At 66.2% G+C, this 12,125-nt stretch carries 9 protein-coding genes and 1 pseudogene; 8 read left to right on the top strand and 2 right to left on the bottom strand.

Going from position 1 to position 12,125, the window contains the following annotated elements; all coding sequences use genetic code 11:
• Nucleotides 1-572 precede the first annotated feature (572 nt).
• The 8 genes and pseudogenes from POL25_RS02210 to POL25_RS02240 all read left to right on the top strand — a co-directional run bounded on the left by POL25_RS02210 (nt 573) and on the right by POL25_RS02240 (nt 9,822).
• On the top strand, nt 573-2,375 hold the full coding sequence (locus POL25_RS02210; protein WP_272084111.1) for an HD domain-containing protein: 1,803 nt from the start codon (nt 573-575) through the stop codon (nt 2,373-2,375).
• A gap of 2 nt (nt 2,376-2,377) precedes the next feature.
• Nucleotides 2,378-3,085 (top strand): hypothetical protein, encoded by a 708-nt coding sequence (locus POL25_RS02215; RefSeq protein ID WP_272084112.1) that lies wholly within the window; start codon nt 2,378-2,380, stop codon nt 3,083-3,085.
• 132 nt (nt 3,086-3,217) lie between these two features.
• Nucleotides 3,218-3,793 (top strand): annotated as a pseudogene (locus tag POL25_RS44820) (tyrosine-type recombinase/integrase); the annotation flags it as partial.
• A 302-nt stretch (nt 3,794-4,095) separates the two neighbouring features.
• Nucleotides 4,096-5,862, top strand: coding sequence for an NHL repeat-containing protein (locus POL25_RS02220; RefSeq protein ID WP_272084113.1), 1,767 nt, complete (start codon nt 4,096-4,098; stop codon nt 5,860-5,862).
• A 34-nt stretch (nt 5,863-5,896) separates the two neighbouring features.
• Entirely contained in the window at nt 5,897-7,420 is a 1,524-nt protein-coding gene (locus tag POL25_RS02225; protein WP_272084114.1) for an OmpA family protein, read from the top strand.
• A gap of 199 nt (nt 7,421-7,619) precedes the next feature.
• Nucleotides 7,620-8,273 carry a hypothetical protein gene (locus POL25_RS02230; protein ID WP_272084115.1) on the top strand — a complete coding sequence of 218 codons (654 nt, stop codon included), beginning with the start codon at nt 7,620-7,622 and terminating at the stop codon, nt 8,271-8,273.
• A 215-nt stretch (nt 8,274-8,488) separates the two neighbouring features.
• Nucleotides 8,489-9,127, top strand: coding sequence for a hypothetical protein (locus POL25_RS02235; protein WP_272084116.1), 639 nt, complete (start codon nt 8,489-8,491; stop codon nt 9,125-9,127).
• A 95-nt stretch (nt 9,128-9,222) separates the two neighbouring features.
• The gene (locus POL25_RS02240) at nt 9,223-9,822 is read left to right on the top strand and encodes a hypothetical protein (protein ID WP_272084117.1); all 600 of its coding nucleotides are present in this window, start codon (nt 9,223-9,225) and stop codon (nt 9,820-9,822) included.
• A 153-nt stretch (nt 9,823-9,975) separates the two neighbouring features.
• On the opposite strand, the gene POL25_RS02245 is transcribed toward POL25_RS02240, so the two are convergent.
• Together POL25_RS02245 and POL25_RS02250 are read right to left on the bottom strand one after the other, a co-directional pair.
• A complete protein-coding gene (locus POL25_RS02245; protein WP_373372080.1) occupies nt 9,976-10,344 on the bottom strand; it encodes a VOC family protein in 369 nt (122 codons plus the stop codon).
• Nucleotides 10,345-10,468: 124 nt separating this feature from the next.
• Complete coding sequence (locus POL25_RS02250) at nt 10,469-11,638, bottom strand: zinc-dependent alcohol dehydrogenase (RefSeq protein WP_272084119.1); 1,170 nt, start codon at nt 11,636-11,638, stop codon at nt 10,469-10,471.
• Nucleotides 11,639-12,125 lie beyond the last annotated feature (487 nt).

Below are 12,125 nucleotides of genomic sequence, written 5' to 3' on the forward strand. Positions count from 1 at the left end.
GGCGAGTCGCTGCTGAGCCTACTCATCTCGCAAGGGCCGACTCGGGAGGTCCCCTCCCCGACACCGAAGCACGTCACCATCACGCCCCACATGCTCTCGCGGCTCGACCAGGCCCAGCCCCACGCCAGAAGGCCGCCGGGCTCGCACCTCGAGCTCGCGCCGGGTGAGTCGGTGCGGTTCGCCGCCACACCATCGGCCTACCTGTCGCCGACCGAGCACCGAGCCGTCCTGCTCGTCGACACGGGAGAGTGCCCCCGGGAGAGTGCCCCCAGCGGCCAACCGATCACGAGTTCGGCGTTCTCACCGTCGATATGCCGTCCCTTCGCATTGTCCATCGATAAATCCTTCAATCGTAGAGAGGTGGCGAATGCATTGCCACCCCATGCGGAAGGAATAGCCCCATTTGAAATTCGTGTCGGCTTGCGCGGAGGCGGTTGCGGTTGGCGGAACCGGCTGTCGCCGCGCCAAGCGCGCACAGAGCGGGGAAGTAACCGCACGCGCGCAATCGCGCTCTGCGCGACACCCGTCTGGCCACGTTCGCCCGCTCCGTGGTATGGTAAACCCTCACGTTCATGACGCCGACCTTGACCATCGAGAAGGCCCTACACAGGCACCAGCGCGCGAACGCGCATAGGGCTGGACACGATTTCTTCACAAAGTATTTTCTGCTGCGTGAGCGACTGACGAAGGTCGAATATGCGCAGGCGATGCAGGGTTTTGCAGGAGGCAACGATCACGGACCGCAGCACATCTTTCGAGTGTTGGGATATCTCGACGCTCTACTCGGTAAAAACCCTACAAAGGTGCTTAATGTCTACGAATTATTTCTCGCAATGATGGCGGTGTTGTATCACGATGTAGGCATTTTGCTTGGACGGGAGCAGCACGCAGAGAAAAGCGCGTACCTGCTATCGCTGGAGCGGAATGACTACGTTTTCGACGCGCTTGACAAGGAGTACATGTCGATCGCGGTGCGTGACCACTCCAGCTCTCAGCTGATTGAGGAGGACTGCAAGAAATACCCTGATGAATTCAAAGTTCGAGAACACACCTTGCGAATCCGTCGAGTTGCGGCACTGGTACGTCTCGCTGACGAAATTGACGAAGACGCACAGCGCGCCCCCGCGGATCTTGAGGCAAAAATGCAATTGCCGGAGGCCTCTCGATTTTTCTGGGCTTTTAATCAAAGAGTCCTGGGCGTCGCACCCGACCCCAATCGAAAGCACATCGCCATTACCATGCAGTTCCGACCCGAGGATGTGACGACGAACTTTCCTCTTCCCGGCAAAGAGCCACAGCCATTCGTCCGCTTGGCAATCGAGAAAATTTTGAAGATCAACAAGGAACGGGTCTACTGCAACCGCTTCTTGCCAGACAATGCGCAGTACACACGACTCGAGCTAACGCTGCTGCCCCTAAAGATTGATTCGTCGTGGACGACCCCATCGGTTCACACCCTCAGCGACGCTACGACATTCGAGGAGTTATGGGCTCATCTCCCTGCGGATCTTCTTCCTCAGCAAAAAAATACACCGGCATCAATTGTTGAGGCCCGGCTCCTTCCGGCCGTGGCCCATGGCGAAATCGTCGGAGAGGAAGAGTTCAAGCGACTCTACGATTTGATCCAAAATTTGGAAGACGAGCTTTCCATCGAGGGTACTATCGACACGAGACTTCGACATGGTGAGAACGTTACCGAAGAGCATATGAACAAGATCTTGAGAGCAATCTCAGGAGTTCGGCGAGCGCTCGGATTGCCTATCACCTGGAGAAATTGGCCTGTGGGCCCAACACGACTCGTCACAGCTGATGCGTTCAACGAGATCCTCGCTTCCATAAACCAGGCGGCAAAAGCCGCGGCGGTGAAGCGAGGAAAAGCGACCTCAACTCAAATCGAGGAAAGCCCTGCACTGGATCCCGACCGTGATCTGTCTCTCGATACTGTCACTGAGGCGATCCATCGTCAACTGGTCGAGTTCTTTGGATACGACGTGAGTATTATTTCGTTTGATGAGATCGATGGCGTGAAGTATCTGGACGTCAGCATTATCAGCAAGGCGCGCACTCCTTACGAAGTTCAAACCGAAGTCCTCTTGTTCGCTAGGCACATTGGGCTTGTTCCGAAGGACGCCTTGGCGTACGTGTCGCTGAATCTGCTCCGCCCTCCCCAGGAGGAATACGTGCCAGACCTCTCAATCGCAGACGTTTCTCTACAAGCTCGGATCGCGCTTACCGATCTGCATGACTTTAGGGCCTCGAAGGTCACCGCAAAGCAGATCTGGGATAAGATTGGCTTTTTCGTTCCCGCTGCGCTGAATGAACTTAATCGCCCCGTTCTCCAGCAAGCCAAAATTCTTTTCTCTGGCGGAGTTTGAGAATGAGTCAGAATCGAGCATACGTCAGCATTGTTTCGCGTCAGGCGGGACAGTTGCGCTTCGAGATGGTTCAAGGGGATCCGTCGTTTAGATTGCACAAGTTTGGGACTACCTACAACACGACTAAGCTCCCGACTGCCGATTTCACCATTGCCGGACGAAAATTGTCGACAGGCCGGTTCGATATCGAACAAATTGAGATTGGTGACAAGATCACGGCAGGAGTGAAGACTGCCCAAGACACAGATTTCAGGCTCTGCTTCACTGGGGAGGTCGCCCACACCGAATTGATACAAACATCTCCGGAGGATGCAGACCTCATGGTTCATGGGGTGCATCCGTTTTGGCGGTGGACGGAGGGCGTGATCTCGATGCCTGAACGGTCCGGGGAACGCCATTTAAAGGATGTCTTGGACCAAATGGCTCAATCGGCTGGTCTTGGCAAAAATTCAGTTGTTGTTTCCGAGGCCGCTGATGTTACTTTGACCAGAGTACAGGCATCTCGGATTCCTGCGTTCCATTTGGTGAAGTTCCTGTTTTTGAAGTACGGTCTTTACGGTATGTTCGAGCTTGATGGGACCCTGTCGGTGCGCACGTATGAGGAAGAGTTGCAATTGTTTCTGACGACACCGCCGGTTGAGATCGGTGGCGACAATCTTCGATATCCGCTTCGGCGGATGAAGGGGCGTCGCCACGATGAGAAGCTGTGAGTTCTAGTACCGTTGGCTCTCCTCATCCATCGGGCTCAAACCTCAACAACCCCCGCGAGGTCGAGCTGGTCGGCGACGCCTGCTCCAGAACGGTGAGGTCCAGGTCTTTCGTGGAACGACAAGGCCGCCGCCAACCGGGTCTGCCGCATGCAGACCAACGCCGATCTCGAGGCTTTCGGCCCTCACCGGATCCGGCACTCGGTCCTGTCCGTCCTCGCCAGGCGTGGGGTTTCGCCCTACGCGCTCCAGGCGTTCGCCAGGCATAAAAACCTGGAAACGACAATGAAATACTACATTCACCTGGAGAAGATCGCGCTTACCGCTCAGGCGGTCGACGGTCGACGCGCTCGATCTCGAGCGGGCGCTCACGCCCGCGAAGCCGGTTGCAAAGAAATTGCAACCCGACGCAAGCGGTCCCGACTTCCTGCACTGAGGCAGGAATTCGGGCCAAGTGCTACTCCCCGCCTGCGTCCCACGCCGCCGCTCCGTGCCCGCCTGCGGAGAGCGTCGCCGGCCCCGCTTGTCGCCGTGCAAGGTTCGACGCTTGGCGCTCCGTGCCCGCCGTCACCCAGATCTTCAGGGCCCGCGTCTTCAGCCACGCGATTTCCTGGACAGGCTGCTAGCCGCCGGTTCCCCGCCCCCGAACGGCTCAGCCTGGCGTGCGCGACAGGGTCCGTGACGTCATGGCAGCTGCGGGCGCCCCGATGAGCCCGCCGCGTCGCGCGGGCAGCCTTTCAATCGTTCCAGGATCGGCCGCCTCGCTCCATGAACGAGCGCCCGAACCGTCGCTATCGCTGGATTGAACGGTCCGGAGGCTGGCTTCGGCATTCGCAGGCGGACCCGGAATCACCAGTACGCGCAGTGGCCGCCGGCTCTGTGCCTGGGCGCCCATGGGCGCCCAGAGGCACCCCACGGCCTCGTTCGGCCGACTTGCGCGGCAGCGATGGGACCTTGCAGTAGCAGCAGGGGAGTCCCTAATATTTCGACTCCCCACGATCCCAGGATTTAGCATGATCGCGCTGCGTACCAAGCCTCTCCGTCGCCCGGGCCTCCCATTCATCGGTTCACGAGCGACGGTCTTCGCCGCCGGCCTGCTGCTCGAGCTCGCGCTCGCCACGGGGTGTCAGAAGGTCTGCAGCGACGACGGCTTCGCCTGGCAGCAGGACGCGAGCTGCGTCGCCGCCCTGTCGGCGACCGAGTCCGCGGGGACCGACGGCACGACCGACCCCTCGGAGACGATGACGGCCCCGACGACCGGCGGAGACGGCGGCCAGTGGTGCGTCGACGCCGACATGGACGGCTTCGGCGATCCCTCGAAATGCACCGACGTCCCGCCGGGACAGACCCCGCCGCCCGGGACCGTCGACAACGACGGCGACTGCGACGACGGCGACGGCAAGACCTTCCCCGGCGCGGCGCCCAACGACGATCCGGACGCCTGCATGAGCGACGCCGACGACGACGACTGGGGTGACAGCAACCCCGGCGGCGGCGGCGGCGGCGGCGGCGGCGGCATCGTGCCCGGCAGCGACTGCGACGACAGCAGCGGCGGCACCTTCCCCGGCGCGGCGCCCAACGACGACCCGGACGCCTGCATGAAGGACGAGGACGGCGACGACTGGGGCGACAACAACCCCCCGGGCCAGGGCATGGGCGGCGTGGTCCCCGGCACCGACTGCGACGACACCAACATGAGCGCCTGGGCCACTTGCGACGGCTGCACCGACGCCGACGGCGACGGCTGGCTCTCCATGTGCGACGCCTACCCGGCCGAGTTCCCCGGGCCCGATTGCGATGACGGCGACGCTGACACCTTCCCCGGCGCCGCGCCCAACGACGACGCCAACGCCTGCATGAAGGACGCCGACGGCGACGACTGGGGCGACGACATGCCCACCAACCCCGGCGTCACCCCCGGCACCGACTGCGACGACAACGGCGCGACCACCTTCCCCGGCGCCGCGCCCAACGACGACGCCGACGCCTGCATGAAGGACGAGGACGACGACGACCACGGCGACGCGGCGCCCGGGCCCGGCGTCACCCCCGGCAGCGATTGTTACGACCAGAACCCGGTCCTCAACCCGAGCCACAACGTCCTCGTCACCGCCCCGATCACCACCGGCGAGATCCTCGAGGTCGACCCGGCCGACGGCTCGCTCACCCCTTATGCCTCGGTCGACGTCGGGCTGCTGAACCCGTGGATCCCGACCAGCCTCGCGGTCCACCCGGTCGACGGCTCCGTCTACGCCGCGCTGGCGTTCCGCGACCGCTTGATGACGATGGACTACTGCGGCGCGGGCACCCCGACGCCGCTGCCCGCCGCGCACAAGAAGAACATCTGCGGCATCACCTTCGACCGCGCCGGCGACCTCTACGGCATCGACGGCCAGGTCGATCAGCTGCTGCGCTTCAACCCCGACGGCTCGCTCTCGCCCGAGAACATCAAGCCGCTGACCTTCGAGGGCAAGACGCTCAACGTGGCCGACTGCGGCATGGCCTTCGACTGCCACGAGCAGCGGCTGCTCGTCTCCGACTCGATCTCCGGCGGCATCTACGTCGTCAACCCCGACGACGGCACCGCCACGCGCATCGCCGACGTCTCGCAGGAGCCGCACGGCAGCGGCCTCGAGTACGACCCGACCTCCAAGCTGGCGCTCTCGTGCGACCAGACCTCGCTGCTGTCGATCGCGCTCGACGGCTCCAATGATTTCACGAAGCTCGCCGACCTCGCGGCGCCGGTCGACGACCTCACGTTCGGCCCCACCTGCAACTAGCCCCATCTTCCCCCACTCCACGACGCGGACCCTCATGACGACCCCCGCAACCGCTCGCACCCTCGCCCTGACAGCGCTCCTCTCGACGGCGCTCGCCGCCGGACCGGCGTCCGCCCAGGAGCCCGCCGCCGCCGCCTCCGCAGACGCGGCCGTGGCGGCCCCTGCAGCGCCCGCCGCCTCGACCGGCGCCCGCGCCAGCGACAATTCGACCCCGTGGATCAAGCGCTACCGACCGGTCCGCAATTCGTGGGAGCTCGGGATCTACGGCGGCGTCTTTTTGCCCTCGGCCCGCCACGAGTTCTACGAGCCGGACCTGCGCGTCGAGGGCTTCGGCTATCAACGCCTCGGCCGCGCCGGCGCCGACGTCGGCCTGCGCGTCGGCTACTACCCGCTGAGCTTCTTGGGCCTCGAGCTCGAGGGCGGCGTCATGCCGATGCGGGTGGCCGACGGCAGCTCGGCGACGCTCTACACCTTCCGCCCGGTCGCCGTGGCCCAGCTCCCGTACCGGATCGCGCCGTTCGTCCGCGTCGGCTTCGGCCTGCTCGGCATCAGCTCGCCGACGCTCGGCCGGGACATCGATCCGACCCTCAACATCGGCGGCGGCGTGAAGTTCTACGTCAATCGCCTGCTGGCGCTGCGCCTCGACATCGTCGACAACGTCGCCACCGCGCGCGGCGTCGGCAACGCGCGCTCGAACAACCTCGAGGTCCTGCTCGGCCTGTCGCTCCGGCTCGGCAAGCACAAGGACACGGCCGCGCCCCTGAGGGACAGCGACGGCGACGGCCTCTACGATCCGGGCCAGGCCGGCGTCGCGGCGGCCGACGAGGACGCGTGCCCGCACGAGCCCGGCCCGCGCGAGAACCGGGGCTGCCCGCTGCGCGACAGCGACGGCGACGGCCTGTACGACCCCGGCCAGGGCGGGGTCGCGGCGGCCGACGAGGACGCGTGCCCGCAGGAGCCGGGCCCGCGCGAGAGCCAGGGCTGCCCGCTCATCGACACCGACAAGGACGGCCTCTTCGATCCGGGCCAGCCGGTGGCGGCCGCCGACATCGACCTGTGCCCGAGCGAGCCGGGCCCGCGCGAGCTCAAGGGCTGCCCCGACCGCGATCAGGACCGGATCATCGACAAGCTCGACAAGTGCCCGGACCAGCCCGAGGTCTACAACCAGATCGCCGACAGCGACGGCTGCCCGGACGAGATCCCGAAGGCGGTCAAGAAGATCTCGGGGGTGCTCCAGGGCATCTACTTCGACGTCGACAAGGACTCGATCAAGCCGCGTTCGAAGCCGATCCTCGACAAGGCGATCAAGGTCCTCAAGGAGTACTCCGAGACGCGCTGGCGCATCGAGGGCCACACCGACGCCGACGGCGACCGCGACCACAACATGGACCTCTCGCAGCGCCGCGCCGAGGCGGTCCGCACCTACCTCATCGAGCACGGGATCGACGCCGAGCGCCTGGTGCCCAAGGGCTTCGGCCCCGAGCAGCCGATCGACACCAACGCGACCGCCAAGGGCAAGGCCAAGAACCGCCGCATCGAGTTCAAGCTGATCGATTGATCGGCCGGCGATGCGGGCCCGCTCGGCGAGCCCGCAGTGCACGGGCTCGCGGGCGGCGCTCGCGAGCCCGTCCGTTTGAGGACAGCCCGCGCGTGCGGGCCGTCCGAAATGCTCGATCCTGCTGCGCGCGCAGGTTCGAGCCGGCGAAATCCAGCGCCGGCGCCGACGCCGGTGGTACATCTGTTTTCAGATCGCGAGCATGCGAGAGCGGCGCTTCATCGAGGCTTTCACGGCGCCCCTGCTGGCGCTCGCGTGGCTCCTCGCCGACACGCCGACGGCGCTCGCGCGGGCCGACGATCCGGACGCCGCGACGCTCGCCCGCGAACCGCCGCTCGAAGCCCCCCTGGGCAGCGCACCGCTCGCCAGCGAACCGCTGGACGTGTGGGTCAGCCCCGCGCGCCCGGGCACCGACGAGATCGTCACCGAGGTGCCCGTCGAGCCGCGCGAGCCGCCCACGAGCCCCGAGACCGCCCAGGTCGCCGCCGAGGCACCCGACACTCCGACCGTATTGCCGGTGGTGGAGACCATCCAGATCGCCGCCGAGAAGCCGCGTCGCCCGCGTCGCCCGCCGCTGCCCCCGGCCAAGCGCGAGCTCCGGCAGGCGCGCGGGCTGCTCGCCGGCGGCATCATCCTCGCCACGCTCTGCTCGGCCGGCTTCGGCTTCATCACCTATGCCCTGATAGCAGGCCGCGATCGATTCAACGACCGCTCGCGCAGCGGCGCATACACCATGCTCGGCGCCACCTTCAGCTGCACCCTCGCCTCGGCCGCGGGGATCGGCGTCGGGGCCCGGAAGCTGCGCAGCCTCAAGGGCCGCGTCGCGTGGACCGGCGGGCTCGGGCTCCGCTTCTAGCGGACCGGCTCAGCGGTGCGCCTTGAACCTGGGCGGCCTGCTCGCACAGCGGCGAGCGCCGCGTCGACGGCCCGGCCGTCCCCGCTCATCCCACAAACAGGCGGAGGCTGCGACTCTCGCCCGTCCGGCCGGCGGAACTGCTCCGCGCCGACATCGCGGCCGGGAATCTATGGACGTCCGGTTGTGATCGGCCCAGCATTTGCCATGGGCGCGACATGCTCACCGAACTCCTCATCGCCGTCTCGCTGTTCGCGGCGCCCGCTGCCGGTCCCGCGCCCGCCACGCCGGACGAGTTCTTGGACAGGGCGGCCAGGGCGAACGATGTCACCGAGGCTGACTTCGAGGCCGTGTTGAACGACCTCGAATTGTCGATCGACCTTCATCATGTCGACGCCTTCGTGGAGACCGCGCACGGAATCCACATGCAGGTCGATTATCCCATCGCGCTCGGTCACGTGACAATTACCATGCGCATGGGCGAGGAGGGTACCGGCGTGGCGCGACTGACTCTCAACCAGCGCGTGCTCGCCGAGCAGAAATTCGTAGACGGCAAAGTCATCACGGAGAGCACCGCGTTCGGCGCTCTCACCGATGAGGAAGCGTATCTCCTGGTCGCAAGCGTCTATCAGGTCTGGGACCACGAGGTCGTCATCAAGGCCCTGGCGGAGACGCGAGGGCTGCTTTGCGGTCTCGCGGCCGGAATCAGCTTCCTGGCAATTTCCGCCGGCGTGTTCGCTGGCTGCGAATTGGCAACGTCAGGCCTCGGCACCGCCGCCTGTGTCACTCTGGGCGGCGGGCTGGGGACGCAGACCGGGGCCATCGTGCATGACAAATGCAAGAAGGCGCAGAACTAGCCGAGACGGGGCCCATGTCTGCGCTCAGGGTTTATACGCCGCTCCCCCCCCAGCCTTGGGGCTGGTTGCCGACTGACCAATTCTGGGCGCGGGCATTGCTGACACCCATCGCGCTCATCTTCTGGTTGCCCTTCGCCGTCTTCGTCTTTCCGCTCACGCTGCATTTTAACGTGGCCTGGTGGCAGACCGCGCTGGGCTTCTACCTATACCATCAACTCTGGGGGGGGCTCGTGGAGCGGCTTGCCCGCAGGCGGTTCGCCCAGCTTCATCGGCGCGTGCTGGTCGCTGATGCGGGTATAGAGACCTCATCGACGGAGGAAGTGCGTGCGCCCGTCTCTCGTTTGAGCGGGCTCGATGACTACGAGGACTTCATGACCCGGTGGTTCGGGAGATACGACCGCCTGGTCCATCACGTCTTCCACCTCGCGTTCCTCGTCTTCATGTTCTACCCAGGCTGGTGGACGAAGGCCCTGGGGGTCCTGTGGATCCTCGGCTTTACCAAGTTCGTCCGCGCATCCACTCGGCGCCAGCGACTCCATTCGCCTGTGGACCCGGTCCTCCCTGCGACGCCTACTGCGTGTGGCGTTGGGTCGTGGGAACGCCGGCAGACGATAGCGGCTGTTGGGGAGATGCCCCACCCGGCGCTGGAGGGCGACGACAGACGACCAGGCGACCCGCACGAGCGCGTCGGGTGAGCCCCGCCTGCGGAGCGCGCCCGGAGCCCCGTCGTGGCTCGGAACAGTTTCGCGGGCCGGGTGCCGAACTACCCACTACCGCGCCTGCGCTCGCGCGAGCCGTCGACGCCAGGCGCGACGGCTGAACTGCCTCGCGCCGCCGATGCGGCGCGCTCACACGTGCTGGTCGAACAGGATCGGGTTGCCGTCGGGATCGACGACCACGAAGCTGGCCGGCCCGGTCGTCGTCTCGTCGGCCGCGGTGATCGGCTCGATGCCCTCGGCGCGGAGCCGGCGCTGCAGCTCGCGCACGTCGACGAACGCCGGCAGCCTATTGCAGTCGCTGTCCCACCCGGGGTTGAACGTGAGGATGTTGCGCTCGAACATCCCCTGGAACAGGCCGACGATCGCCGCCCCGCTCTTGAGGATCGCGTAGCTGCTCCCGTTGCCGGCCACGACCTCGAACCCGAGCTTTTGATAGAAGCTGCGGGACACCGCGAGGTCCTTGACGGTGAGGCTGACCGAGAAATTTCCGAGGGGCATGCTCTGATGCGTGGTCACGGGGCGCACTCTATGCTTTCGCGGTCATCGTGTCCTCGCCGGACTGACCATTCGATCGCGGCGAGAATTACGGCGCCAGCGCCGGCGGGCTGGCGCCGCGCGCGGCTCAGGGCCGCAGCACCACCTTGATGCAGCCGTCCTGCTTGTCGCGGAACGTCTTGTACGCCTCGGGCGCTTGCTCGAGCGGCAGGCGGTGCGTGACCACGAACGACGGGTCGATCGCGCCGGCCTCGATCTTCTCGAGCAGCGGCCGCAGGTAGCGCTGGACCGGCGTCTGGCCCATGCGGAAGGTCAGGCCCTTGTTGACCGCGGCGCCCATCGGCATTTTGTCGACCGCGCCGACGTAGACGCCGGGGATCGACAGCGTGCCGAACTTGCGGCAGCACATGATCGCCTCGCGCAGCACGTGGGCGCGGTCGGTCGCCAGGTTGACCGCGGTTTTGACCTTGTCCATCACCGCGTCGGCGCTGCCGGCCCCGTGGGCCTCGCAGCCGACGGCGTCGATGCAGCGATCGGGGCCGCGGCCGCCGGTCAATTCCATCAGTCGGTCGTAGACCTTCGTCTCGTCGAAGTTGATCGTCTCCGCCTTGCCGGCCTCTGCCATGCGCAGGCGCTCGGGCACGCGATCGATCGCCACCACCCGGCCCGCGCCGAGCATCCAGGCGCTGCGGATCGCCATCTGCGCCACCGGCCCGCAGCCCCAGATCGCCACCGTGTCGCCCGGCTCGATGCCGCACAGCTCGGCCGCGAAGTAGCCGGTCGGGAAGATGTCGGAGAGGAACAGCACCTGCTCGTCGCTGAGCCCCGAGTCGATCTTGATCGGGCCGACGTCGGCGTAGGGCACCCGCAGGTACTGGGCCTGCCCGCCGGCGAACCCGCCGAGCATGTGCGAATAGCCGAGCAGGCCCGCGGGCGACTGGCCCATCGCCTCGCGGGCCATGTGCGCGTTCGGGTTGCTGACGTCGCAGCCGCTGTGCTCGCCGCGCCGGCAGAAGAAGCACGAGCCGCAGGCGAGCACGAACGGGACCACCACGCGGTCGCCCTTCTTGAGGTTCGTGACCGCCTTGCCGACCTCCACCACCTCGCCCATCGGCTCGTGGCCGAGGATGTCGCCGGACTCCATGGTCGGCATGAACCCGTCATAGAGATGCAGGTCCGAGCCGCAGATCGCCGTGGCCGTGACCCGGATGATGATGTCGCGCGAGTCGAGGATCGTGGGATCGGGGACATCGTCGACGCGGACGTCGCCCTTGCCGTGCCAGCACAGTGCTCTCATGACGGTGTTCTCCAGTGCGATGAAAATTCGCGGGCGACCGCTCGCATTCCCGCCGCCGCCACGACCACCGCAAACCTGAGCGATCGCGGTGCGGGTGCAACGAACTCGCCGTCGCCGATCGTGCGAGCTCGGCCGGGAGGCGCCGGGGCCCGCGTCGCCCCCCGCCCTCGCGCCCCCCGCCGGAGAAGGTCGAGAAATGGCCGGGATCCAGCGACCACGACCGTTCGCAGCGCCACCGCGCGCGGGCCGCAACGGTCCCCGGCGCGCATTTTCCATCGTTCGCGCCGCCGCTCCTCGGACCTCTACAGCGAGCAGAGCCGGCCGGGCCGGCCCGCGGGGTGCCATGAATCGAGCCGGTCTCTCCGCCTCGCTGTCACTTTCCCGGGGTTTTTACTCGTTCGGCGGCGGGCGGATGATCCTCGCATTCGGGGCCCGGCGGGCGCCTCGCTCGCAGCCCTCGCGCGAATGCTCGATCTCGGCTTGCTCG

The organism is Nannocystis bainbridge (assembly GCF_028368995.1).
Taxonomy (GTDB): Bacteria; Myxococcota_A; Polyangia; order Nannocystales; family Nannocystaceae; genus Nannocystis; species Nannocystis bainbridge.